23 protein-coding genes and 2 pseudogenes are annotated in these 22770 nt (G+C 72.0%); 16 read left to right on the forward strand and 9 right to left on the reverse strand.

Going from position 1 to position 22770, the window contains the following annotated elements; all coding sequences use genetic code 11:
* The coding region (locus tag ACZ49B_RS07705) for a TIGR02452 family protein (protein WP_468301597.1) at positions 1-801 on the reverse strand (801 nt) is incomplete at its 3' end.
* Between ACZ49B_RS07705 and egtA the strand changes: the two genes are divergently transcribed.
* The 4 genes from egtA to egtD are packed head-to-tail and all read left to right on the forward strand — an operon-like array spanning position 800 to position 5410.
* Entirely contained in the window at positions 800-2146 is a 1347-nt protein-coding gene (gene egtA / locus ACZ49B_RS07710; protein WP_468301600.1) for an ergothioneine biosynthesis glutamate--cysteine ligase EgtA, read from the forward strand. The two genes, ACZ49B_RS07705 and egtA, sit on opposite strands and share 2 nt — an antisense overlap.
* Positions 2143-3549, forward strand: coding sequence for an ergothioneine biosynthesis protein EgtB (gene egtB / locus ACZ49B_RS07715; protein WP_468301603.1), 1407 nt, complete (start codon positions 2143-2145; stop codon positions 3547-3549). Before egtA ends, egtB begins: the two co-directional genes overlap by 4 nt.
* Complete coding sequence (gene egtC, locus ACZ49B_RS07720; protein WP_468301606.1) at positions 3549-4379, forward strand: ergothioneine biosynthesis protein EgtC; 831 nt, start codon at positions 3549-3551, stop codon at positions 4377-4379. The genes egtB and egtC overlap by 1 nt, the downstream gene beginning before the upstream one ends.
* Positions 4376-5410, forward strand: coding sequence for an L-histidine N(alpha)-methyltransferase (gene egtD / locus ACZ49B_RS07725; RefSeq protein WP_468301609.1), 1035 nt, complete (start codon positions 4376-4378; stop codon positions 5408-5410). Before egtC ends, egtD begins: the two co-directional genes overlap by 4 nt.
* Before the next feature lie 239 nt (positions 5411-5649).
* Here egtD and ACZ49B_RS07730 read toward each other — a convergent pair.
* The 3 genes and pseudogenes from ACZ49B_RS07730 to ACZ49B_RS07740 all read right to left on the reverse strand — a co-directional run.
* Positions 5650-6177, reverse strand: a pseudogene (locus ACZ49B_RS07730) (lysophospholipid acyltransferase family protein); the annotation flags it as partial.
* Positions 6174-7058 (reverse strand): GNAT family N-acetyltransferase, encoded by an 885-nt coding sequence (locus ACZ49B_RS07735; protein WP_468301612.1) that lies wholly within the window; start codon positions 7056-7058, stop codon positions 6174-6176. The pseudogene ACZ49B_RS07730 and the gene ACZ49B_RS07735, both read right to left, overlap by 4 nt.
* A gap of 135 nt (positions 7059-7193) precedes the next feature.
* Positions 7194-8456 carry an extracellular solute-binding protein gene (locus tag ACZ49B_RS07740; protein ID WP_468301615.1) on the reverse strand — a complete coding sequence of 421 codons (1263 nt, stop codon included), beginning with the start codon at positions 8454-8456 and terminating at the stop codon, positions 7194-7196.
* A 176-nt stretch (positions 8457-8632) separates the two neighbouring features.
* Here ACZ49B_RS07740 and ACZ49B_RS07745 point away from each other — a divergent pair, with 176 nt between their 5' ends.
* Both ACZ49B_RS07745 and ACZ49B_RS07750 read left to right on the forward strand, forming a co-directional pair.
* Entirely contained in the window at positions 8633-8848 is a 216-nt protein-coding gene (locus tag ACZ49B_RS07745; protein WP_402314079.1) for a dodecin, read from the forward strand.
* 458 nt (positions 8849-9306) lie between these two features.
* Positions 9307-9423, forward strand: a pseudogene (locus tag ACZ49B_RS07750) (SAM-dependent methyltransferase); the annotation flags it as partial.
* Between the two features lie 76 nt (positions 9424-9499).
* On the opposite strand, the gene ACZ49B_RS07755 reads toward ACZ49B_RS07750, so the two are convergent.
* Positions 9500-10093 carry an MBL fold metallo-hydrolase gene (locus tag ACZ49B_RS07755; protein ID WP_468301619.1) on the reverse strand — a complete coding sequence of 198 codons (594 nt, stop codon included), beginning with the start codon at positions 10091-10093 and terminating at the stop codon, positions 9500-9502.
* A 142-nt stretch (positions 10094-10235) separates the two neighbouring features.
* Here ACZ49B_RS07755 and ACZ49B_RS07760 point away from each other — a divergent pair, with 142 nt between their 5' ends.
* The gene (locus ACZ49B_RS07760) at positions 10236-11144 is read left to right on the forward strand and encodes a GlxA family transcriptional regulator (RefSeq protein ID WP_468302436.1); all 909 of its coding nucleotides are present in this window, start codon (positions 10236-10238) and stop codon (positions 11142-11144) included.
* A 65-nt stretch (positions 11145-11209) separates the two neighbouring features.
* On the opposite strand, the gene ACZ49B_RS07765 is transcribed toward ACZ49B_RS07760, so the two are convergent.
* Together ACZ49B_RS07765 and ACZ49B_RS07770 are read right to left on the reverse strand one after the other, a co-directional pair.
* Positions 11210-11767, reverse strand: coding sequence for a pyridoxamine 5'-phosphate oxidase family protein (locus tag ACZ49B_RS07765; RefSeq protein WP_468301622.1), 558 nt, complete (start codon positions 11765-11767; stop codon positions 11210-11212).
* Positions 11768-11856: 89 nt separating this feature from the next.
* Positions 11857-12462 carry a TetR/AcrR family transcriptional regulator gene (locus ACZ49B_RS07770; RefSeq protein ID WP_468301625.1) on the reverse strand — a complete coding sequence of 202 codons (606 nt, stop codon included), beginning with the start codon at positions 12460-12462 and terminating at the stop codon, positions 11857-11859.
* Positions 12463-12622: 160 nt separating this feature from the next.
* Between ACZ49B_RS07770 and ACZ49B_RS07775 the strand changes: the two genes are divergently transcribed.
* Both ACZ49B_RS07775 and ACZ49B_RS07780 read left to right on the forward strand, forming a co-directional pair.
* On the forward strand, positions 12623-13789 hold the full coding sequence (locus tag ACZ49B_RS07775) for an FAD-dependent oxidoreductase (protein ID WP_468301628.1): 1167 nt from the start codon (positions 12623-12625) through the stop codon (positions 13787-13789).
* Positions 13790-13860: 71 nt separating this feature from the next.
* Positions 13861-14418: a DinB family protein gene (locus ACZ49B_RS07780; protein ID WP_468301631.1), complete on the forward strand. Its 558-nt coding sequence runs from the start codon at positions 13861-13863 to the stop codon at positions 14416-14418.
* Between the two features lie 51 nt (positions 14419-14469).
* Here ACZ49B_RS07780 and ACZ49B_RS07785 read toward each other — a convergent pair whose 3' ends face one another.
* Complete coding sequence (locus ACZ49B_RS07785) at positions 14470-15042, reverse strand: dihydrofolate reductase family protein (protein ID WP_468301634.1); 573 nt, start codon at positions 15040-15042, stop codon at positions 14470-14472.
* 303 nt (positions 15043-15345) lie between these two features.
* Here ACZ49B_RS07785 and ACZ49B_RS07790 point away from each other — a divergent pair, with 303 nt between their 5' ends.
* The 6 genes from ACZ49B_RS07790 to ACZ49B_RS07815 all read left to right on the forward strand — a co-directional run bounded on the left by ACZ49B_RS07790 (position 15346) and on the right by ACZ49B_RS07815 (position 21023).
* On the forward strand, positions 15346-16485 hold the full coding sequence (locus tag ACZ49B_RS07790) for an NAD(P)/FAD-dependent oxidoreductase (protein ID WP_468302439.1): 1140 nt from the start codon (positions 15346-15348) through the stop codon (positions 16483-16485).
* Between the two features lie 50 nt (positions 16486-16535).
* Positions 16536-17432, forward strand: coding sequence for an RNA polymerase sigma-70 factor (locus ACZ49B_RS07795; RefSeq protein ID WP_468301637.1), 897 nt, complete (start codon positions 16536-16538; stop codon positions 17430-17432).
* 416 nt (positions 17433-17848) lie between these two features.
* Complete coding sequence (locus tag ACZ49B_RS07800) at positions 17849-18370, forward strand: XRE family transcriptional regulator (protein WP_468301640.1); 522 nt, start codon at positions 17849-17851, stop codon at positions 18368-18370.
* A 178-nt stretch (positions 18371-18548) separates the two neighbouring features.
* Positions 18549-19244: a hypothetical protein gene (locus tag ACZ49B_RS07805; protein ID WP_468301643.1), complete on the forward strand. Its 696-nt coding sequence runs from the start codon at positions 18549-18551 to the stop codon at positions 19242-19244.
* A gap of 1 nt (position 19245) precedes the next feature.
* On the forward strand, positions 19246-20421 hold the full coding sequence (locus ACZ49B_RS07810; protein ID WP_468301646.1) for an MAB_1171c family putative transporter: 1176 nt from the start codon (positions 19246-19248) through the stop codon (positions 20419-20421).
* Positions 20418-21023: a hypothetical protein gene (locus ACZ49B_RS07815; protein WP_468301649.1), complete on the forward strand. Its 606-nt coding sequence runs from the start codon at positions 20418-20420 to the stop codon at positions 21021-21023. The genes ACZ49B_RS07810 and ACZ49B_RS07815 overlap by 4 nt, the downstream gene beginning before the upstream one ends.
* Before the next feature lie 140 nt (positions 21024-21163).
* Here the strand turns inward: ACZ49B_RS07815 and ACZ49B_RS07820 are convergent, their stop codons facing one another.
* Positions 21164-21658 carry a phosphatase domain-containing protein gene (locus ACZ49B_RS07820; protein WP_468301652.1) on the reverse strand — a complete coding sequence of 165 codons (495 nt, stop codon included), beginning with the start codon at positions 21656-21658 and terminating at the stop codon, positions 21164-21166.
* Between the two features lie 53 nt (positions 21659-21711).
* Here ACZ49B_RS07820 and ACZ49B_RS07825 point away from each other — a divergent pair, with 53 nt between their 5' ends.
* The gene (locus ACZ49B_RS07825; RefSeq protein WP_468301655.1) at positions 21712-22701 is read left to right on the forward strand and encodes an LLM class flavin-dependent oxidoreductase; all 990 of its coding nucleotides are present in this window, start codon (positions 21712-21714) and stop codon (positions 22699-22701) included.
* Positions 22702-22770: the final 69 nt, after the last annotated feature.

The raw sequence follows: 22770 nt of genomic DNA on the forward strand, positions 1-22770 counted from the left end.
CCCCCCCCCCCCCCCCCCCCCCCCCCCCCCCCCCCCCCCCCCCCCCCCCCCCCCCCCCCCCCCCCCCCCCCCCCCCCCCCCCCCCCCCCCCCGCTCCGGCTCCTGGCGGCGGATGGTGCCCGCGTTCGGTGCCGGGGAGGTGAGGAAGCCCGCCCGGAAGGGGGTGTCCAGCAGTTCGCCGCGATCGTCGCGGAAGACGGGCACCCCGGGCGAGTGAATCACCCGGTCGGTGTAGAAGGTGCTGATTCCCGCGCGGTGGATCTCGTAGTACTCCGGGGCCTCCAGCAAGGTCTCGTACAGGGCCGAGGCGCGGCACAGCGCCTCCTCCTGGGCCTTGGCGCCGCGGACGTAGCCGCCCCCGGGATTTCGGGCCGATGCGAAGTTCAGGACGGCCACCGCGGCCCCGGAGACCGGCGCCGGAGCGTCCGCGGCGAGCCTACGGGCTGCGACCGTGCTGCTCTCCCCCGTGACCTCGACGGCCGTTGGCCAGCGCTCCGCGGGAAAGTCCTCGTCTGGAATGACCGAGTTTGGCCCATATATCCTGGTTCCGGCCCTGGCTTCCGCCAGGGCGGCGGCGAGGGAGACCTGCCGCCCCGACCGCGTCCGGTATCCACCGGCCGCCACAATGGTCGCGTTCTCCCGCGCGATCTCGCGCAATCTGCTGCTCACGTCGCCATCATCGGCAGTGCGGTTCACCCGCGGCCAGAGATTTTTCCGCGCGGTGGCCCGTTCCCACCTTTCAGGCCGACAAGGACGGGTAGGCATGGTCAAGTCACAACACTGGACAGGAGACCCGTCCATGCCTCAGGACTCACCTGCACCACCCATCCCTCAGACAGCATGCGCCTCAGCAGCGCTCAGCGAGACCGCCGCCGAAGACCTGATCCACGGCATCTGTTTCAAGACCGGCCCGCCCCGCACCCTCGGTGCCGAGCTCGAATGGCTCGTCCTGGACGCCGAGCGGCCCGGCCTGATATTGCCGCCCGACCGGCTGACCGCCGCGCACGACGCGGCCAGCGCCCTGCCCCTGAATTCCCGGCTCAGCATCGAGCCCGGCGGGCAACTCGAGCTCAGCTCGGCCCCCGCCCCTTCCCTCTCCGGCTGCCTGGACGGCCTGCAGGCCGATCTCAGCGCCGTACGGTCCGCCCTGAGGTCCCAGGGCCTGGTCCTGCGCGGGACCGGCCGCGATCCGCGTCTGCCACTGCGCCGGCTGCTCTCCAGCCCGCGCTACGACGCGATGGAGATCCACTTCGACCGCACCGGCCCGGCCGGCCGCGCCATGATGTGCTCCTCCGCCTCCGTACAGGTCTGCGTGGACGCGGGGTACGAGGAACCCGGCCCCCTCGGATACGGCCGGCGCTGGCGGCTGGCCCACCTGCTGGGCGCCGTGTTCGTGGCGGCCTTCGCCAACTCCCCCGCGCACGAAGGCCCGTACGCCGGCTGGCGGTGCGCCCGCCAGGGGATCTGGCGCGACATCGACGCCCGTCGGGCGCTCGCCCCGCCGCCGGACGCCGAACCGCGGGCCGGGTGGACCCGGCACGCGCTGGACACCGAGGTGATGTGCGTACGGTCGTCTGACGGCGGGCCCTGGGCGGCACCGCGCGGGCTGACCTTCCGCGACTGGCTCCGGGCCGGCGACGGCGCCGACGCCGCCCGAGGCGCAGCAGGGACCCCGAGCCCGGACGGGCTGCGGCCGCCCACCGCCGAGGACCTGGAATACCACCTGACCACGCTGTTCCCGCCGGTGCGCCCGCGCGGCCACCTGGAGTTCCGGATGATCGACGCCCAGCCCGGCGACGACGGCTGGCTGGTCCCCGTAGCCGTCGTGCACGCGCTGTTCGACGATCCTGAGGCCGCCGAGAGTGCGTACCGAGTGGCGAAGGCGCTGGCCGATACCCACGGTTCGCGGCCCGCGCCGCGCAACCCGCTGTGGCAGTCCGCCGCCCGGCACGGCCTGGCCGATCCGGAGCTGCGAGCGGCCGCGGCCGCCTGTTTCCGGGCCGCCGCCGAGGCGCTGCCACGGCTCGGCGCGAGCCGGCACGTCCAAGACGTGGTCGGCGCCTTCACGGAACGCTACGTACTCCGCGGCCGCTGCCCGGCCGACGACGGATTCCTGCAGCTCACCGGGACGGGGGCCCGCTCATGACCGCATCACCTTCCGCCGATTCCGCGGACCGGACGCACACGGGCCGGACCCATACGGACCCGAAGCCCGGGGACAGCACGCCCGGGGACACGACGCCCGCGGAACGTTCGCCCGCGGACCTGCGCGAGCGCGCCTTCGCGGCCCTCACCGCCGCCCGCGCCCGTACGGCGCTGCTCACCGACGCGGTGAGCGACCGGGACCTGACCGAACAGCACTCCCCGCTGATGTCACCGCTGGTGTGGGACCTGGCGCACATCGGGAACCAGGAGGAGCTCTGGCTGCTGCGCAACGTGGCCGGGCACGAGTCCCTGCACCCGGAGATCGACCCGCTCTACGACGCCTTCCAGCATCCGCGCTCCGAGCGGCCGAAGCTGCCCCTGCTGGGCCCTGCGGAGGCCCGGCGCTACACGGCCGAGGTGCGCGACCGGGTCTTCCACCTGCTGGAGCGCACGGCACTGGAGGGCTCCGCTCTGCTGGACGACGGCTTCGCCTTCGGGATGATCGCCCAGCACGAACAGCAGCACGACGAGACGATGCTGATCACCCATCAGCTGCGCCGCGGCGGGCCGGTGCTCACCGCCCCCGATCCCGATCCGCCCCAGGGAGCGGAGCCGCCCGCACCCGAAGTCCTGGTGCCCGGCGGCCCGTTCACGATGGGCACGTCGGCCGAGCCGTGGTCGCTCGACAACGAGCGCCCTGCGCACACGCGGGACACCGGGCCGTTCTGGATCGACACGGCGCCGGTGACCAACTCCGCCTACCAGGCGTTCATCGCCGACGGCGGCTACCGGGACGACCGCTGGTGGGCCGCCGAAGGCTGGGAGCAGATACGCCGGCACGGGATCGAGGCGCCGTTGTTCTGGCGCCGGGAGGCCGGACAGTGGCTGCGCCGCCGGTTCGGGGTGACGGAGCCGGTGCCCGCCGACGAGCCCGTGCTGCACGTCAGCTGGTACGAGGCGGACGCGTACGCCCGCTGGGCGGGGCGGCGGCTGCCCACGGAGGAGGAGTGGGAGAAGGCCGCCCGGCACGACCCGGCCACCGGACGCTCCACCCGCTACCCCTGGGGCGACGAGGATCCGACCCCCGCGCACGCCAACCTCGGCCAGCGCCATCTGCGTCCGGCGCCGGCGGGCAGCTACCCGGCCGGGGCGTCCCCGCTCGGGGTGCGCCAGCTGATCGGCGACGTGTGGGAGTGGACCTCCTCCGATTTCCTGCCGTACCCGGGGTTCCGGGCCTTCCCGTACCGCGAGTACTCGGAGGTGTTCTTCGGCCCGGAGCACAAGGTGCTGCGCGGCGGCTCGTTCGCCGTGGACCAGGTGGCCTGCCGGGGCACTTTCCGCAACTGGGACCTGCCGGTGCGCCGGCAGATCTTCTCCGGTTTCCGGACCGCGAGGGACGTCTGATGTGCCGTCATATCGCGTTCCTGGGGCCGGAGGTGCCCCTGGCCCGGCTGCTGAGCGAGCCGGAGCACTCCCTCGTACGCCAGTCCTGGGAGCCGCGCCGGCAGCGCCACGGCACGGTCAACGCCGACGGCTTCGGCGTCGGCTGGTACGCGGAGGGCGATCCGGTCCCCGCGCGCTACCGGCGGGGCGGGCCGATCTGGGGCGACCTGAACTTCGCCGATCTGGTCCGCGTGGTACGGACGCGGGCCGCGCTGGCCGCCGTCCGGGACGCCACCGTGTTCGGGGCGGACGGGGAGGCCGCGGCGGCGCCGTTCGCGTCCGGGCCGTGGCTGTTCAGCCACAACGGCGCGGTGCGCGACTGGCCGAACGCGGTGGCGCCGCTCGCGGCGACCCTGCCGCCCGAGGAGCTGCTGTCCCTGGCCGCGGGCACGGACTCGGCGCTGATCTGGGCGCTGGTGCTGCACCGGCTGGAGCGGGGGGACGACCTCGGCACGGCGCTCGCCGAGCCGGTGCGGGAGATCGCGGCGGCCTCGCCCGACTCCCGGCTGAACCTGTTGCTGACCGACGGCACCGGGATCGCCGCGACGGCCTGGGGCGATTCGCTCTGGTACCTGGCCGACACGGTGCATCCGGCCGACGGCGGGCATCCTCCCGACAGCACACGTCCGACCGACACGGAGCATCCCCCCGACACCGCGGCGGAACGCATCGTGGTGGCGTCCGAGCCGTACGACGACGACCCCCGCTGGTGCGAAGTACCCGACCGGACCCTGCTGACCACCCATGGCACACGGGTCGTCCTGACCCCGCTGAAGGAGACCTCGCAGTGAGCGACTTCCAGTTGACCCGCACCCTCGACGAGCACGCCGCCGAGACCGCGCTGCGCGCGGACGTCCTGCACGGCCTGACGGTGTCCCCCAAGGTGCTGCCGCCCAAGTGGTTCTACGACGCCCGGGGCAGTGAACTCTTCGAGGAGATAACCCGGCTGCCGGAGTACTATCCGACGCGCGCCGAGCGGGAGATCCTGCTGGCACGGGCCGGGGAGATCGCCTCGGCGAGCGGGGCGCGCACGCTGGTGGAGCTGGGCTCCGGCTCCTCGGAGAAGACCCGGCACCTGATCGAGGCGATGCCCGCGCTGGACACGTACATTCCGGTGGACGTGAGCGGGAGCGCCCTGGAGGGGGCGGCCGAGACGCTGCTGGCGGAGCACCCGGGGCTGCGGGTGCACGCGCTGGTGGCCGACTTCACGAAGCCGCTGCAGCTGCCGCCGGCTCCCGGGCCGCGGCTGGTGGTGTTCCTGGGCGGCACGATCGGCAATCTGCTGCCGCCGGAGCGCGCCGCGTTCCTGGCCTCCGTACGGGCGATGCTGTCGCCCGGTGACGCCCTGCTGATGGGGACGGACCTGGTGAAGGACGAGGCCGTCCTGGTGGCCGCGTACGACGACGCGCAGGGGGTGACGGCCGAGTTCAACAAGAACGTCCTGGCCGTCGTCAACCGGGAGTTGGGCGCGGATTTCCACACCGACGACTTCGCGCACGTCGCGGTGTGGAATCGGGAGCACGAGTGGATCGAGATGCGGCTGCGGGCCCGGTCCGAACTGGTGGTGAAGGTCCGGGCGCTGGATCTGGTGGTGCCGTTCGCGGCGGGTGAGGAGATCCTGACGGAGGTCTCCGCGAAGTTCCGTCAGGAGGGTGTACGGAAGGAACTCGCGGTGGCGGGGCTGGAGTTGACGCAGTGGTGGACGGACACAGAGGGTCGCTTCGCGCTGTCCCTGGCGGTGGCCGACGGCGAGGCCGGCTGGGCCGGCACCCCTGCGAGCAGTGAGGAGGCGGGGACGGGGTCGGAGCCGAGCGCAGCCTGAGCCGCGGCCGCGAGTTCCCGCCGGTCCGCGTGACGGCCCGGCGGGATCCGCGGCAGCAGCCGGACCTCGGCCCGCACCCCGCGGGCCCGGGCGATCCGCCACAGGGAGGCGGTCAGCGGATCGTCGCCGACGAAGGCGGGCGCCGCGGCGAGGCTCCCGTCGGGCAGCCGGTAGGCGAGCTGTACGGGCTGTACGGGCACCCGGGCGTCCAGGGCGGACTGGAAGGCGGCCCGCCGGAAGGGGCCTTGGGCGCGCCCGCACCAGGTGCTTCCCTCGGGGAAGACGGTGACGCGGTCGCCGGCCAGCAGGGCGCGGGTGATGGTCTCGACGGTGTCGGGGAGGGCGCGGATCCGGTCCCGCTCGATGAACAGGGTTCCGCTCTGCCGGGAGAGCGGGCCGAGCACCGGCCAGTCGCGGATGTCGCTCTTGGCCAGCATCCGGCAGGGCAGGGCGGCGGCGACGAGCGGTATGTCCAGCCAGGAGATGTGGTTGGCGACGATCAGGCGGCCGCCGTCCGGGCCGGGGCTTCCGTGCACGGTGACCCGTAGGCCGAAAACCCGGAGCAGGGCGGTCGCCCAGGCCCGCACCAGCGTCCGGCGGGGACGGGCGGGGAGCAGCCGGACCGGCGGGGCGCCCAGGATCCCGAGCAGGATCAGGGCGACGGCGGCGGTGAGCCGGAGCACCGCGCGGGCAGCGCTCGCGCTGTCCCCCTCGTGGCCGGCGCAGGCCTCGGGGGTACAGGGCGAGGTGGGCAGCCAGACGCTCATGCGGCCGGGGCGAGCGAGAGGAAGTGCCTGAGGTAGCGCGGGTTGGTGCGCCGCAGGGAGAGCAGGACGTAGAGGTCGGCGCAGCCGAACTCGGCGTCGAGGGCGGGCTCGCCGCAGACCCAGGCGCCCAGGCGCAGGTAGCCGCGGAGCAGCGGGGGCAGCTCCATGCGCGCCGGGGAGGTGATGCCCTCGGGGTTCCAGGGGAGGTGGGGGGTGACCCGGTACTCCTCGGGGGCGAGGTTGCGGGTGAGGACGTTCGCGCGGGTGGCGGCGGCCAGGACCCCGCCGTCGGCGAGCGGTATCGAGCAGCAGCCTGCGAGCCAGTTGTGGCCGGAGCGGTCCATGTAGCGGGCGAGGCCGGCCCAGATCAGGGCGATGACGGCGCCGTTGCGGTGGTCGGGGTGCACGCAGGAGCGGCCGACCTCGACGAGGTCGGGGCGGACCGGGGCGAGGGCGGAGAGGTCGAACTCGCTCTCGGAGTAGAGCCGGCCGGCGACGGCGGCGCGCTCCGGGGGCAGCAGCCGGTAGGTGCCGACGACCTGCTCGGTCTCCTCCTCGACGACGAGGAGGTGGTCGCAGTACGCGTCGAAGGCGTCGGAGTCCAGGCCCGGCTCGGGTCCGTCGAGGCGGGCGCCGAGCTCGCCGGCGAAGACCTGGTGGCGCAGCCGCTGGGCGGCGCGTACCTCGTCCTCGTTGCGGGCTAGGCGGACGGCGTAGCGGGGGGCGGCGGGGAGGGCGGCGGGTGCCGCGACGGGCGCGGCCGCGGGGACGGCGGTGGGGGCGACGGCGGCGGGGACGGCCGCGGTGGCGAGGGCGGGGGTTGCGGTGGGGGGAAGGGTGGACGGGGACAGGGGGGACGGGGACAGGGGGGCGATGGTCATGGCGGCTCCTGATCCGGGCACGGAAGCCAGGCCGGCAGGTGTGGTGGCCTGGCTCCTTTACTTCTTCCGTGACCGGCTGGATTCGACATGACCGCGCAGCGGCACTTGGATGTGCGAACGCTGAACTCGGCGGGCTCAGCGGTCGGCGTTGAGGACCTTGGTGATCGTGTCCGAGGCCGCCTCGGCGGCCTTCCGGGGGTCCTGGCCGGTGAGTACGGCCGTCATGTAGGGCTTGATCGGGTTTTCGGCCTCGACCTGGGCCCAGAGGGCGGACTTCGGGGTGGCCCGGCCCTGGGCGGCTCCGGGCGCCATGCTGGCGGCGCCCTCGTTGCCGTCGACGACGTGCGCGAGGGTGGTCTTGTTCGGTACGTAGCTCATGGTGCGGGCGAGCTCGGTCTGCCAGGTTTCGCTGACCAGGGCGGTGATCACGTCGACGGCGTGGGCCCGCTGCTTCGTCCGTTCGGGGATGATCAGGTCGGAGCCGCCGGTGAAGACGGCGCCGGGCTTGTCGGAGGTCTTGCCGGGGATCGGGAAGAAGCCGAGCTTGCCCTTGAGCGCGGGGTTGGCGGCCTCGATCGCGGCGGCCTGGCCGGGCGGGGCGATGATCTGGGCGACCTGGCCGCGGGCGAAGACCTCGGACTGCGGGGGCGTCTCCTCGTCGGCGTCCTTGGGGCCGTCGCCGAGGGCCTGCATCTGCTTGTAGAACTCCATGCCGGCCAGGGCCTTCTCGTCGTCGAGGGTGCCGGACCACTGTCCGCTGGTCTCGACGGCGAGGTCGCCGCCCTCGTCCCAGATGAACCCGGAGAGGACGTACCAGTTCTGCCCGGCCAGGTAGATGCCCTGCTGGTCGCCCTTGTCGAGCTTCTGGGTGGCCTGGATCCAGTCCTGCCGGTTCCTGGGCGGGGTCTTGATCCCGGCGTTCGCGAAGAGGTCCTTGTTGTAGATCACCACCCGGTTGGCGGCGTACCAGGGGATTCCGTACTGGGCCCCGTTGATGCTTCCCGGGTCGGAGAGGCCCTTGAGCCAGTCCTTGTTGCCCCACTCGCGCAGGCCCTCGAGGGTCAGTTCGGACAGGCCGCCGGCCTCGATGTACTGGGCGACCTGCGTATTGCCGACCTCGATGACGTCGGCGCTCTCGCCGCCCTTCCCTGCGAGCACGGCGTTGACCTTCTCGCCGATGCCCGTCCACTCCTGGATCTTGACGTCGAGGTCGATGCCGGGGTGGTCCTTCTCGAAGGAGGCGGTGAACTTGGCGATGAAGTCCTCCGACGCGCTGCCCTTCATCAGCCAGAGCGTCACCTTCTGCGTCCCTTCGGCCGAACCTTCCAGCCGGCTGCAGCCGGTGAGTGCGGTCGCGGCGGCGAGGGCGGTGCACACGGCGAGGAGGCGCATCTTCACGAGGGGGTCACCTTCTGGGGATCGATCTCAGACGGATCTCAGATGGCTTGAAATTGGCATAGACCAATGGGCGGGTCAAGGGCCTTTTGCTCGGGACTGTTCACACAAAGTTCGCGGAGACGGACTTACTGGGGCACCGTAGAACGAGGCACAAGCACCCACCGTCGGGAGACTCCATGTCCAACCACACCTACCGGGTGACCGAAATCGTCGGCACCTCCCCCGAGGGCATCGACCAGGCCATCCGCAACGGGATCACCCGGGCGGGCCAGACGCTGCGCAACCTGGACTGGTTCGAGGTCACGCAGGTACGCGGCCACATCGAGAACGGCACCGTGGCCCACTACCAGGTAGGCCTGAAGGTCGGCTTCCGCCTGGACGGCGAGGACTGAGCGCGGCGCGATCGCAGTAGCCCGGGCCGGCCGGCGGGGCTGTGCGGGACCGGCCCGGCCCGGTTGCACGGCCCGCCGGCGCGGCCGTCGCCGCCGCGGTGAGCCGTTCGGAGCAACCGGCCGCGGCGGAGCCCTTCCTGTGCGCCCTACGCACCGGTCAGCCGCCGGAGCGCCTCCTGAGCGCCGGCGGCTGCTGATGCCCGGACCACCCGCGACCCCCGTGGGGCAACGGCACGGGCCCGCCATCGCCCCCGTGCGCTCCCCCGCCGGGGTGGTTCCCGGGGCCCGGTGGGCGCAGTGCGGCACGGCTCGCGGGGTGTGGGTGGGTGGCGTACGAAGCTGTGCTCTGCTCCCTGCACCCCGCGAGCCGCGGCGCCTTGGGCCGGGCAGGACGACCGGGGTGGTGCCGGCCGCCGCGCTCGGCCTGGCGCTCGTACTCCTGCACCACCGACCCGGGTGTCGCGGCGGGGCTCGCGACGGACGAGGAGATCGAGCGGCATCTCGCGAACGTCGCTTCGGGCCTCCTCGACCTCACCACCTCCCCGATGATCTCCGCGTGGGGCCTTCGCGCCTGAGCGCCCGCCGACCCGCGGCCCGCCCGCTAGTGCTGCGACCGGAAAGGTTCACCGGGTCACGGCGCCCGGCACGGCACTAGCGCGGGGTGGTCTCGTCGCCCTTGAACGGCCCGCCGTGGCCGGGCACGATCAGGTCCGCCGCGGCCAGCACGCGCAGTCGGGAGGCGCGCAGCACCTCGCGGTCCGGGGCCACCGGGTCGTCCGCCGGGCCGTTCGCGTGCCACCACAGGTCGCCGGCGAAGGCCACCACGCCCGAGTCCGTGCCCGCCAGCAGCGTGATGTCCTCGTGGCTGTGGCCCGGGGTGCGGATCAGCCGTAGCGACGGGGTGAGTTCGTAGCCCTCCGCGTCGCGGTTCGTCCACTGGTCGCCCAGGTACTCGACCTTGTGGTCGTGCACCCGGGCACGGCCGAAGAGGCCCACGTTCATGGTGTTGTCCGGGTGGTGGTGGCTGAGCACCACGTCGGTGATGCCCTCGGGGCCGAGGCCCAGTTCCGCGAGCGGGGCGAGGATGTCGTCGTGGCTCGCCACCATGCCCGGGTCGAAGATCACGTGCCGTCCTGCGTCGTGTACGTAGGAGACGGTCGCGGCGACTCCGGGGCCGGTGGAGCCCACGTAGCCGGTGGTCAGGACCTTGTATGCGGCGCTGCGGCCGAGCGGTGCGTCTGTCATGGCCTCAATACTTCCGGGCACGGCGGGAGTTCACGAGTGGCACGGCTGCCTCTGATCGCAGGATTCGTGCCAGCCGTGTGCCACACTGCGACACGTGCCGCCGTTCAAGTCCGTTGCCGCGTACGTCCCTCCCGGCGTCGGCATGCTCGCCGTCGGCATCGTCACCGAGGTGTTCGGTCCGCACGGGGCGGCGCTGCCCGGTTTCGACTTCGCCCTGTGCGCCGACCGGCCCGGACCGGTGCCCACGGACTGCGGCGTGCCGCTCTCCATCGTGCACGGACTGGACCGGCTCGCGGCCGCCGATCTGCTGATCGCCCTGCCCGGGGCGCAATTCCGCACCCCACCCGCGCCCGCCGTGCTCGACGCGCTGAGGGCCGCGCACGGGCGCGGTGCCGTGGTCGCGGCCCACTGCGTCGGCACGTTCGCGCTCGCCGCCGCCGGGCTGCTCGACGGCCGGCGGGCGACCACGCACTGGCGGTTCGCCGACCTGCTCGCCGGCCGCCACCCGGAGGTGACCGTGGAACCCGACGCGCTCTACATCGACGAAGGGAGCATCGTCACGGGCGCGGGGGCCGCGGCGGGCTTCGACCTGTGCCTCCACCTGTTGCGGCGGGAGCACGGCGCCGCGCTGGCCAACGGCGTCTCCCGGGACATGGTGCTGCCCTCCCACCGCGACGGCGGCCAGGCACAGTACCTGGCCGCACCGGTCCCCGAGAACGGCCGGGACGAGCGGCTCGCCGAAGTCCTCGGCTGGGCCCGCGAACACCTCCACGAGCCGCTGCCCGTCACGGAACTGGCCCGCCGGGCGATGATGAGCAAACGCTCCTTCGCCCGCCGCTTCACCGCCGCGACCGGCACGACCCCGCACGCCTGGCTACGGACCCTACGGCTGAGCAGGGCGGAGGAACTCCTCGAAACCACCGACCTCCCGGTCGAGGAGATCGCCCGCCAGGTCGGATACGGGAGCGCCGCGGTGCTGCGCGAGCAATTCGTCCGCCGTCGCGGCATCCCGCCCCGCGCCTACCGCCGCGCCTTCACCCGCACGACCTAGGAACCGTCCGTCCGGCCTCCGCCGGCCGAAACGCGCACCCTCAGCTCCGTGGGGGCCCTGCTACATCAGAACGCCCATCGCGTATGGCTGTAGACCCCGTTGTCGCGACCGAAGCCGTACGCAGTGGTCGGGGTCACCGCGAACACCACCGCGTCACCCTTGCGGAAGGCATCCCCGATCCCGTGGAACGTGCCCTCGGGCGAGGTGATGTGCGCCCCGTACTTGGTCTCGTAGGCCGCGATCACCTCCTCGAGCACCGCCGGATCGGCAACCAGCTCAGCCGTGCCCTCGACCACGAGGTCCAGCCCTTCGGTGAGCGAGTTTCCCCCGGTGGTCAGGGCGCAGTGCCCGTCATGAGCGAGGTTCTTCGCCTTCTGCTCCCCCGCACCGGTCGAGAAGTACAGCACCCCGTCGTGCCAGGCGGCGATCAGGGGGGTGACGTGCAGGCGGCCGTCGGGGCGCACCGTGGACACCCAGAAGCTCTCGGCCGCCTCCAACCTCCGCCGGGCCTCGTCCCATGCGGTCGCGGTGACGTCCGCGGCCCCCGGGCGGGGATTGAGCGCGGAGCTGTAGCGGGCGTCGAGCTCGGCCGTGGGTTGCTTCGCAGGTCCCTGTGCTGGCATGTCGGACCTCCTTTCCTCTCCCGATAACGACCGGCTGCCGACACGGAAACCGTCGCCACGCCCGCCGGCTCGCGCGGACATGCCGCGCCTCAGGCTCCGGGGCCGACGCCGTTCCAACCTCGTTCGAGGAGGTCGAAGGCGCGCGCCACCCTCTCGTGGGCGTCGGCGCGTCCGCGGGCAGTGCGGGGGGCTTCCAGGACGAAGTGGGCGAGCGCCGCGCAGTGCGGATCGTCGGCGGGAGCTTCGGTCGCCTCGGCGACGGCGTGTGCGAGCGCGGTTTCGTGGCGGAGCCACATGCGCTGGGCGTAGTCGCGCAAGGCCGGGGTGCTCTCCACGAGTTCGACGAAGGCGGCGAAGTCCGCATCACCGTCGCGGGCGCCGACCCGGTGGCGCAGGGCGTGCTCGCGCAGGGCCGCGAGGACGGACTGGCCCTCGGGCCGGTCGCGTACGGCGGACAGGAGCCGCGCTTCCTGGTCGGCGTCCTCGTCGAAGACGAGTGCCTCTTTCACGGGGAAGTGCTTGAAGAGGGTGGTGGTGGACACGTCTGCCGCGTCGGCGATGTCGCGGATGCCGACCTGGTCGTAGCCGCGTTCGAGGAAGAGGCGCAGAGCGGCATCGGCCAGGGACTGCCGGGTGGCGGCCTTCTTGCGCTCGCGGCGCCCCGGCGGCATGTGGTTCGCGGTCTTCTCGCTCATGCCCCCGACCCTACACCCTTTGGGTTGAGCAGCTTAAAAAGTTGAGTCGTTGCACTTTTGGGTCGAGCGTGCTCTTCTGGAACGGCTCGGCCGTGGGGCACTGCCCGGCCGCGGCGTTCCCTTTCTCCTGCCTGCCCAGCCTCCAGAACGGAGCACCACCATGAACAGCTCCACCACGCCCCGCATCGCGATCATCGGTGCCGGACCGGGCGGCCTGACCTGCGCCCGGATCCTCCAGCGGCACGGCATCGCCGTCACCGTCCACGAACGGGACGCCTCCCGCTCCGCCCGTGACCAGGGCGGCACCCTCGACCTGCACCCCGACTCCGGCCAGGCCGCCCTGCGCGAAGCCGGACTACGGGAAGACTTCCTGGCACTGGCCCGCCCCGAAGGCCAGCAGATACGCCTGGTCGGACGTGACGGAAGCGTCCTGTTCGACGCCGGACCGCCCGGGGCCGGCACCGAAGACGGCAACCCGGAAATCGACCGCGGCCAGCTCCGCGGCCTCCTGCTGGACTCCCTCAATCCCGACACCGTGCGCTGGAACCACAAGCTCGCGCACGTCGAACCCCTCACCGGAGGCACCCACCGCCTGCACTTCGCCGACGGCGCCACCACCGAGGCCGACCTCGTCGTCGGAGCCGACGGCGCCTGGTCGCAAGTCCGCCGCCTGCTCTCCGACGCAGCGCCCGTCTACACCGGTGTCACCTTCGTCGAAACCGGCCTCGACGACGCCGACACCCGCCACCCCGCACTCGCCTCCCTCACCGGCGACGGCACCATGATGGCTCTCGACGACAACCGGGGCTTCGTCGCCCAGCGCAACAGCCACCGGCACATCCGCGTCTACATCGGCATGCGCACCGACGAGAACTGGCACCAGAAGGCCGGCCTCGACCTGGTCGACGAAGGCGCGGTCCGCGAAGCGCTGCTCGAGGAGTTCACCGGCTGGAGCCGCGATCTGCTCGGCTTCATCACCGACACCGACACCGGGTACGTCAACCGGCCTCTGTACGCCCTGCCCGTCCCGCACACCTGGCAGCACACCCCCGGCCTCACCCTCCTCGGCGACGCCGCCCATCTCATGTCACCGTTCTCCGGGATGGGCGCGAACCTCGCCATGCTCGACGGCGCCGACCTCGCCCGCGCACTGATCGACAACACCGCCGTCGACGGCGCCACCGTCGACGACGCCGTCCGCGCCTACGAGGACCTCCTGCTGCCCCGCTCCAGGGAAGCAGCCGAAGGCGCCGCCGAGGGAATCGACAGCGCCTTCGCGCCCGACGGCGCGACCCAGATCCTCGCCCACATGTCCCGGCACCACTGACGGCCGGCGCAGAACCGGCTGGGAGCAGAAAGTCGGTAGCGAACTCGACTGCCATGGCCGAGCATGCACCCATGAATGATCAACCCGCGCGGTGGACCCGGGCAACCGTCTACCCCGACATGTGGGCCGACCCGGACGACGACCTCCGCAACAACGAGGACAGTCCGGAGGGCGAACTCGCCACGCTGCAGGACTTCCTGACGAACTACCGCATCACCCTGCGGATGAAGTGCGAGGGTCTGGACGCGGAGCAACTGGCCCGCCGGTCGGTCCCGCCGTCGACGATGTCGCTGCTCGGCCTGATCCGGCACCTCGCCGAGGTGGAACGGGACTGGCGCAACTGGATCAGCGACGGCGACCCGCTGCCGAAACTGTACGGCGGGAAGGACGCGGACTTCCACGGAGCGGTCGCCGAACAGGCCGTCGTCGACGCCGCATACGTCGATCTGGAGCGCGAGCAGGCCGCCACCGACGCCGCACTGGCCGAGCACCCGGACCTGGGCCGGCGGGTGGGCAAGGAGGGGATCGCAGTCCGGGAGCTGATGGTGCACCGGATCGACGAGTACGCCCGTCACTCCGGGCACGCCGACCTGTTGCGCGAGTGCATCGACGGGAGGGTGGGCCAGTGAGGCCGCACTCGCCCCGCGACACCCCCTAAGGCCTGTACGCGAGCTGCCTCGTCAGCGGACGACGTCGAAGACGTTCTTCTGCAGGCCGTTGGCGTAGGCCTCGTGCTCGACCAGCTTCAGCTTCTGGGCGTCCTTGTCCGTGGCGCTGAACAGACGCTTGCCCGCGCCGAGCAGGAGCGGGAACACGAGCAGGTGGTAGCGGTCGATCAGGCCGGCGTCCGAAAGGCTCCGGTTCAGGGAGGCGCTGCCGTGCACGATGATCGGGCCGCCGTCGGTCTCCTTCAGCGCGGCGACCTCGTCGAGCGAGCGCAGGATCGAGGTCTCGCCCCAGTTCGTCACCAGGTCGTCCTCGGTGAGCGTGGTGGAGACGACGTACTTCGGCATCACCTTGTAGTCGGCGAAGTCCGCCATGTCGGGCCACACCGGGCTGAAGGCCTCGTAGCTGGTCCGGCCCAGGAGCATCGCGGTGGCTTCCTTCTGCTCGCGGCCCTTGATCTCGAACGCCTCGGGGAGGAACTCGACGTCCTTGAAGGTCCACCCGGAGTTCCGGTAGCCGGGCTCGCCGCCCGGGGCCTCGACGACGCCGTCGAGCGAGATGAAGGCGGTGCTGATCAGGGTACGCATCTCAGGTTCCTCGGTGTCTCGTGTCTGTTCTCAGCGGGTCACTTCGGTGCACGCTGCCACGCACTCGCGGCTGAAGCGCACCATCCATGGTCTATGACTGCGGATCGCGGCGAAACTCATCGGTCCCCATGACGGTTCTGGGCCGCTCCGCCAGGACGGGCCCGTGGAGTGATCTGGATCACACCCTGTCACGGCGATCGATCACGCGGTGTCTTGATGCCGAAGCCAAGAAACGAAGGAGACACCGTGACCGGGACCGGGAACACCGAAGTGATCGTCATCGGCGGCGGATACGCCGGGGTCATGGCGGCCAATCGACTGACGCAGCGCGACGACGTCACCGTCACTCTGATCAACCCGCGCCCGACCTTCGTCGAGCGGATCCGCCTGCACCAGGTGGTGGGCGGGTCCCACGACGCGGTCGTCGACTACCGGGACGTGCTGGCCGAGGGCATCGGTCTGCTGGTCGACACCGTGACGCGGATCGACGCGGCCGGGCGCAGCCTCACGCTGGCGGGCGGTGGCACGGTCGGCTACGACTACCTGATCTACGCGGTGGGCAGCGGCAGCGCCGACCCGCGCGTGCCCGGAGCGGCCGAGTTCGCCCACCCCATTGCCGACCTCGAGGAGGCACGGCGCCTGCGGCAGATCGTGGACGCCGCTCCCGCCACGGCTCCGGTGACCGTTGTCGGAGCCGGTCCGACCGGCATCGAGACCGCCGCCGAGTTGGCGGAGGCGGGCCGCACCGTGACCCTCGTCTGCGGCGACGTGCTGGGCCCCTACCTGCACCAGCGGGGTCGGCGCTCGGTCGCCGAACGGCTGGCCGCACTCGGTGTGACCGTGATCGAGGGCCCCGGCGCGAAGGTGGCGGCGGTGGGGCGCGATGCCGTGGAACTCGCCGACGGCCGCCGGCTCCCGAGCGAGGTGACCATCTGGTCCGCCGGATTCGGCGTGCCGGACCTGGCCGCGCGCAGCGGGCTGAGCACCGACGCCCTGGGCCGGCTGCTCACCGACGAGACCCTGACGAGTGTGGACGACGTACGCATCGTCGCGGCCGGTGATTCGGCGGCGCCGTCGGACCTGCCGTTCCGGATGAGCTGCCAGGCCGCCGGGCCGCTGGGCGGCCACGCCGCCGACACGGTGCTGAACCGGATCGCGGGGGAGCAACCTGCGCCGATCGCCCTGGGGTTCGTCGGCCAGTGCATCAGTCTGGGCCGCGGGACCGGCATCTTCCAGGTCGCGCGCAGGGACGACAGCGCGATGAGGCTCCACCTCGACGGTCGCCCTGCCGCGAAGCTCAAGGAGCTGATCTGCCGGGGCACCGTCAAGCAGCTGGCCAACGAGGCGAGCAAGCCCGGTTCGTTCAAGTGGGCCTGGGCCAGGGACACCAAGCGCCGGCCCCTGCTGGAGGCCGGGCGCAGCGAGGCGCCGGCCATCCGCTGAACGAGCAGATGATCAGATCGAACACCTACCGACGAACGAGAGGGCGAGCCATGAGCGACCACGCCACCGACCCGGCGACCGAGACGTTCGTCGCCCACCGCAACCTGCTCTTCACCGTCGCCTACGAGATGCTCGGATCGGCGGCCGACGCGGAAGACGTCCTCCAGGAGACCTGGCTGCGGTGGGTGGAGGTCGACTTGGACCAGGTACGCGACCAGCGTGCGTACCTGGTCCGGATCACGACCCGGCAGGCGCTCAACCGGCTGCGTACGATGAGCCGCCGCAAGGAGGCGTACGTCGGCCCGTGGCTGCCCGAGCCGCTGCTCACCGCGCCGGACGTGGCCGAGGACGCCGAGCTCGCCGAGAGCGTGTCGATGGCGATGATGCTCGTCCTCGAGACGCTGTCGCCGACGGAGCGCGCCGTCTTCGTGCTGCGCGAGGCCTTCGACGTCAGCTACGAGGAGATCGCGGCGGCCGTGGACAAGAGCCCGGCGGCCGTCCGCCAGATCGCGCACCGCGCCCGCCGGCACGTCGATGCACGCCGTCCTCGCGAGGTGGTCTCCCCGAGCCAGAGCCGGGCGGTCCTGGAGTCGTTCCGGCGCGCGCTCGCGACGGGTGACCTGCAGGGCCTCCTCGACGTACTCGCCCCCGAGGCCGTCCTGGTGAGCGACGGCGGCGGCATCAAGCAGGCCGCCCCGCGGCCGATCGTCAGCGCGGACAAGGTGGCCCGCTTCATCATCGGCGGCACCGCCAAGAACGGAGCCACGCTCACCAGCGACCCCACGGTGGTCAACGGCAACCCGGCACTCGTGCTGCGCCTGAACGGCGAGATCGACGGCGTCCTGGCGTTCCGTGTCGAGGACGCCCGCATCACGGGCCTTTACTACGTCCGCAACCCGGAGAAGCTGTCCCGCGTCGAATCCGAGACCCCGCTCACACTGCGCTGAACGGCTGAACGCCGGAACGTCTGAACGTCTGAACGTCTGGACACAGGCAAGCTGACCGCCCCCCGTGGGCTGCGGACCCCCGTCCCCCAGCCCACGGCAGAGGCGGTCCTCTCCCCGTGCGCCTCTCGCCCAGCAGCTTCGGCGACTCAGCAAGCTAGACGTGGAGCGTCGAGCAGTTGAGCGCCGATGCATCTAGTGGGCTAGATGGCTGAATGAACATACGTCGTCCCACATACGCCCTGTCAAGCGACTGGCGGGGTGGGCGTGCAGCGACGTGGCGCAGGTCGCACTTGCGAGGGTCCGCCAGCCGGGTAGACGGACTTGGTTGCACTGTGTGGCGAGATCCATCTAGACCGGTAGATAATGCGGGGGATGGTTCGGCAGTGGGCCACGGGATCCAGCAGGAGACGGGAGCAATGACGGTGATGGGTGAGGAGACCCCCACCGGCCGGCGGGACACCATGGGCGACCGCCTCGGTTTCTTGATCGAGACGATCCACCCGGCGGGCCGCGGTCCGTACACGTACCAAGAGATCGCCGACGGCACGAAGCAGCTGCCCGGCCCCTCCGTCTCGCACGGCACGGTCCAGACCATCCGCTTGAACAACAATCCGAACCCCGGCATCGACTCGATCCGCGCGATCGCCAACTTCTTCGGCGTCACCGTCGGATACCTCGCCGACGGCGAGAACGCCGACGCGATCGAGCAGCGGATCGAGGAGAGGATCTCCCGGCTTCGCGAGGAGATGGACAAGGCCGCCGCGGCCGACGAGTTCGCCCAGGTCCTGGAGGATGAACAGGTCAAGGCCGCGGCCTTCCGTCTCAGCGGACTGTCCGCCGGGTCGATGAGGTCCGTCACCGGCCTGATCAAGCAGCTCCGCAAGGCCGAAGGGCTTCCGGATGTGAAGCCCCGCCGTCGCCGTCCCAAGGAGTCGTGAGACGCGATTCAGCCACGCGGCCCGCACGAACAAGCGTCTTTCAGACAGTCAATACGCCCTTTTTCCGCCACCGCATGCTTCCGGCTACTCTCGAGCCGATCAGAAGTGCGAAGCAAGCGAACGGAACGGGGCAGTTGAGCTCCACTCCGGAGAGAGCTGACGGGCGGGGAGTGCGGCTATGCGGCGGTGGTGGAAGCGCGCCGATGCAGAGTGCGCCGCCGTTGCCGACCAACTCGTCATCCCCCAGCCGTTCGACCTCGAGGTCTTCTGCGAAGGCATAGCCGAGCAGCGCGGCCGGCCGCTGATCCTGCTCCCTCTCGACGGGCCTCCCGACCCGGCCCTGCCGTGCGGGATCTGGCTCGGCCTGGAGGTGGCTGACCTCGTCTTCTACGACGCCGTCGCGGCCGAGATCCTCAAGGTGCAGATCGTCCTCCACGAGATCTCCCACATGCTGCTCGGTCATGTCGCCCCCGAGCTCGACCTGCCGGAACAGCCGTCGGAGGACGAGATCGCCCGCGCCTCCGAACACTTCCACCACCTGCTGGCGCGCACGCAGGCGACCGTCTCCGGTCTTGACCGCCCCGACCTCCCCGTGGCCTCGATCATCCGCGCCGAGGCGGCCCGGATCAGGAGCGTGGCGCGCACGACCGAATCGATCGACGAGGAACTCGGCCTCGACATCGACCGCCTGGCGCACCTCATGGGGCGGAGCAAGTTCGCGAGCCCGCAGGAGCGGCAGGCGGAGACCCTGGCCACGCTCATCCACGAGCGGGCCGGCCGCTACACGACGCAGTCGACCTCCGGCGAGGCCGAGGGCCGTCTCGTACGCCTCCATGACGCCCTCGGGCACCCCGTTCGAAACACGTGGTCGTGAAGTGAAACACCTCGAAATCGCCGTCTTGATCATGCTCTGGGCGGTGACGGTCTGGCGGGTCCCCTCGGCCGTTCGCACCGTCAAGCAACGAGCGCTGTGGATGGCGTTCGCCGCCCTGACCCTCTCCATGACGCTCCGTCTGCCCGGGCTGATGCACGCCGTGGACCACGCAGCGGGCGTCAACAATCTGTCCACCCTCGTCAAGCACTGGCTGGGCGTGATCGCGGCCGGCGCAGTCGTCGACTTCGTCGTCGCGATCGCCCGGCCGGAAACCGGCACCGGCCGTCGGCTGCGAGGCCGCCACTACGTCGCCCTGACCGCGATGACGGCCATGGCGGTGCTCTTCGTCTTCTTCGTCCCGCGGCCCCACGAGATGACCGACTTCTTCGAGGAGAGTGCGGGCAACGGCTGGGCCACGGTCTACTACCTCGTCTTCGTCACCTACCTCGGCATCGCGATGGCCACCGCCACCTGGCTCTTCTGGGGGAGCGCGCGGCACGCCAGTGCCCGATGGCTGCGGACCGGCGTACGCCTCATGGGCATCGGAACCGCCGTCGGCGTCCTCTACACCCTGGTCCGGTCCGGGTACATGACGAGCCGCCTCGTCGGCCTCACGGACGGCACCGGCGACATCGCGGTCGACAACGCCACCGATGCCCTGAAGTACGTCGCGATCGGCTTCATCCTCGTCGGAAGCAGCATCCCCGCGTTCGGCGTGGCCTGGCGCACCGTCCAGGACGGCCGGCACCACCGGCAGCTCCAGCCGCTCTGGCAGGACCTGACCGCAGTCACCCCCGACATCGTCCTCAGGACCGGAATCCTCCGCAGCCCGCGCCTGCGGCTGTACCGGCGGGTGATCGAGATACGCGACGCAGCCCTGGCCCTCGACGCCTACGCCGATGACGGCGTACGGGAGCGTGCGCAGAGCGCCGCGCGGCAGGCGGGGTTCGACCCGGCGACGAGCCCGGCCGCCGAAGCCCTCTGGATGCGGGCAGCACGCGAGGGCAAGGCCCGCGGCGCCCTGCCCGCCGCAAGCACCCAGGAGCCGGGCACCGTCGGAATCGAGGACCTCGACTTCGCCACCGAGGTGTCGAGGCTCGTCCAGCTCGCCCGGGTCTACCACTCCCCCGTGGCCGACGCATTCCTCACCACGACCAGCAAGGAGGCAACGGCGTGACGACCACGGTCACCCCGATCGCCCGGCCCGCCGCGTCCCGGGCCGCACGCCTGATCACCGACGGTCTCGATCCCAAGACCTGGATCATCGCGGACACCGTCCTCATGGGCTGGCACACCGGCCGCCTCGCCGGGATCGGATGGGGCCTCCTCGGCTGCCTGTTCGCCGCGGTCATCCCGCTCGCGTTCATCAAGTACGGCATCCGCCGCGGCCGCTGGGCCGACCGGCACGTCGGCCAGCGGCGTCAGCGCATCCTCGTGATGACCTTCGTCGTCGGCTCGGTCGCCACGGGTATCGCGTTGCTGTGGGCCTGCAACGCCCCGCGGACCATGATTGCGCTGATCGCGGCCATGCTGGTCACCCTCGCGGCCCTCCTCGCCGTGACCCCCGCCTGGAAGATCAGCGTGCATGCCGCCGTCTCCTCCGGAAGCGTCGCGATGCTCGCCATGACGTACGGGCCCTGGGTGCTCCTCGCCTACGCCGTGGTCGCCGTCGTCGGCTGGTCCCGGGTCGAGCTCAGGGACCACACCCCGGCCCAGGTTCTCGTGGGCGCTGCCGTGGGCGGGGCCGTCGCAGCCAGTACCTTCGCGCTGGTCCGATAGGCGACGGGAACCGGCCACGCGCTCGGCCGAGGGCTCTCTCTCATGGCCGTCGGCCCACGCCTGCTCCACGGCGGCGAGCCGCCCCCTCGGCCGGCGCCTCGGGGAGCCGGGCGAGGACGCCGACCGAGCGGCTACCTGCCTCAGGTGCGGCCTTCGCCCTCCTGGGCGGACGTGAGCTCCGGCGCCTCCGCCGCCCAGTCGGCCAGGACCACCTTGAAGCCCGCGGCGCGCACGGCCTGGCAGACGAGCTCGTCGTCGTCCACGAGCATCCGCACCTCCCGGCCCCGGGCGATCCGCCGCAGCACCTCCAGCTTGGTGGTCCGGGCCGGCCTGCGGTCCTGGTTCCCGCGCATCCACACCCGCCCCTCCGGCAGCCCGTGCCGGGTCAGCCACTCCTCCGTGTCCGTGCGGCACCGCTCCGGGCGCCCGGTCAGGTACACGACCTCGCAGTCGGCCGCCTGCTCCACCGCCAGCGCCACCCCGCGGGCGAGCGGCGGGTCGGCCGGGGCCGCGCCGAAGAAGCCGTCCCAGTCCCGGGGGCGTCGCTCCAGGAAGTGCTGGCGGTGGTCGGTGTCGGCCAGGGTGTTGTCGATGTCGAAGACGGCCAGCGGCGGGCGGTCGTTGCTGTCACTCATGCGGGCCAGAGTAGGCAGGGAATCGTTTCGGCGCGTGTGCGTTACAGCCTTGTGTGATCCGGAAACTCTCCATCCTCGACCGGTCCCGCACCCGCGAGGGGCACCCCGCCCCGCAGGCCCTGCGCGACACCGTGGAGCTCGCCCGTGCGGCGGAGCGGCTCGGCTACCACCGCTTCTGGGTGTCCGAGCACCACAGCGTCCCCGGTGTGGCGGGTTCCGCGCCCGCCGTCCTGGCCGCCGCCGTCGCCGGGGCCACCCAACGGATCCGGGTGGGGACCGGCGGGGTGATGCTGCCCAACCACCAACCGCTGGTGGTCGCGGAGCAGTTCGGGGTCCTTGAGTCGCTGTTCCCGGGCCGGATCGACATGGGACTCGGCCGCTCCGTCGGCTTCACCGGCGGGATCCGGCGGGCGCTGGGCCGCGACACCGGGGACGCCGACCGGTTCGAGGAGCAGCTGGCGGAGCTGCTGGGCTGGCTCGACGGCACCCAGCAGGCGCACCCCGACGTGCACGCCCGCCCGGCGGAGGGGCTGCGGATACCGGCGTACGTGCTGGCCACCGGCGAGGGCGCCGGGATCGCGGCGCGGGCCGGACTGCCGCTGGTGGTGGGCGACCTGCGGGCCCGGGGCCGGGTCACGGAGATCATCGGGCGTTACCGCGAGGAGTTCCGCCCCTCGGCCGGCGGCTCGGAGCCGTACGTAGTGGTCTCCGGGACGGTGGCGGTGGCGCCGACTCCGGAAGAGGCCCGGCGCATCCTGGTCCCGGAGGCGTGGTCCCTCGCGTACTCCCGCACGCGGGGCAGCTTCCCGCCCCTGCGCCCGGCGGAGGAGGTCGAGGCCCTGGCCATGACCCGGAAGGAGCGGGAGCTGTACGAGGGCGGGCTCGCCGGGCACGTCCACGGCACCGAGGAGCAGGTCGCGGCGCAGCTCGCCGAGGTGGCCGAGCTGACCGGCGCGGACGAGCTGCTGGTCACCACGTCCACGTACGACCGCGCGGCGCTGCTGGACTCCTTCGAGCGGCTGGCCCGGCTGGCCGGGCTCTGATCCGGGGCGGACCGCAGGCGCCGCCCGTGGCGTGCCCCGTACGTGTGCCCCGTACGTGTGGCCCGCAGG

Source organism: Streptomyces sp. NPDC031132, assembly GCF_055570595.1.

What these genes read in the sequence shown, in the direction of transcription:
- egtA (WP_468301600.1), top strand. Translation starts at nt 800, where the DNA reads ATGCCTCAGGACTCACCTGCACCACCCATCCCTCAGACAGCATGCGCC.
- egtB (WP_468301603.1), top strand. Translation starts at nt 2,143, where the DNA reads ATGACCGCATCACCTTCCGCCGATTCCGCGGACCGGACGCACACGGGC.
- egtC (WP_468301606.1), top strand. Translation starts at nt 3,549, where the DNA reads ATGTGCCGTCATATCGCGTTCCTGGGGCCGGAGGTGCCCCTGGCCCGG.
- ACZ49B_RS07735 (WP_468301612.1), bottom strand. Translation starts at nt 7,058, where the DNA reads ATGACCATCGCCCCCCTGTCCCCGTCCCCCCTGTCCCCGTCCACCCTT.
- ACZ49B_RS07745 (WP_402314079.1), top strand. Translation starts at nt 8,633, where the DNA reads ATGTCCAACCACACCTACCGGGTGACCGAAATCGTCGGCACCTCCCCC.
- ACZ49B_RS07755 (WP_468301619.1), bottom strand. Translation starts at nt 10,093, where the DNA reads ATGACAGACGCACCGCTCGGCCGCAGCGCCGCATACAAGGTCCTGACC.
- ACZ49B_RS07760 (WP_468302436.1), top strand. Translation starts at nt 10,236, where the DNA reads ATGCTCGCCGTCGGCATCGTCACCGAGGTGTTCGGTCCGCACGGGGCG.
- ACZ49B_RS07765 (WP_468301622.1), bottom strand. Translation starts at nt 11,767, where the DNA reads ATGCCAGCACAGGGACCTGCGAAGCAACCCACGGCCGAGCTCGACGCC.
- ACZ49B_RS07770 (WP_468301625.1), bottom strand. Translation starts at nt 12,462, where the DNA reads ATGAGCGAGAAGACCGCGAACCACATGCCGCCGGGGCGCCGCGAGCGC.
- ACZ49B_RS07775 (WP_468301628.1), top strand. Translation starts at nt 12,623, where the DNA reads ATGAACAGCTCCACCACGCCCCGCATCGCGATCATCGGTGCCGGACCG.
- ACZ49B_RS07780 (WP_468301631.1), top strand. Translation starts at nt 13,861, where the DNA reads ATGAATGATCAACCCGCGCGGTGGACCCGGGCAACCGTCTACCCCGAC.
- ACZ49B_RS07785 (WP_468301634.1), bottom strand. Translation starts at nt 15,042, where the DNA reads ATGCGTACCCTGATCAGCACCGCCTTCATCTCGCTCGACGGCGTCGTC.
- ACZ49B_RS07790 (WP_468302439.1), top strand. Translation starts at nt 15,346, where the DNA reads ATGGCGGCCAATCGACTGACGCAGCGCGACGACGTCACCGTCACTCTG.
- ACZ49B_RS07795 (WP_468301637.1), top strand. Translation starts at nt 16,536, where the DNA reads ATGAGCGACCACGCCACCGACCCGGCGACCGAGACGTTCGTCGCCCAC.
- ACZ49B_RS07800 (WP_468301640.1), top strand. Translation starts at nt 17,849, where the DNA reads ATGACGGTGATGGGTGAGGAGACCCCCACCGGCCGGCGGGACACCATG.
- ACZ49B_RS07805 (WP_468301643.1), top strand. Translation starts at nt 18,549, where the DNA reads ATGCGGCGGTGGTGGAAGCGCGCCGATGCAGAGTGCGCCGCCGTTGCC.
- ACZ49B_RS07820 (WP_468301652.1), bottom strand. Translation starts at nt 21,658, where the DNA reads ATGAGTGACAGCAACGACCGCCCGCCGCTGGCCGTCTTCGACATCGAC.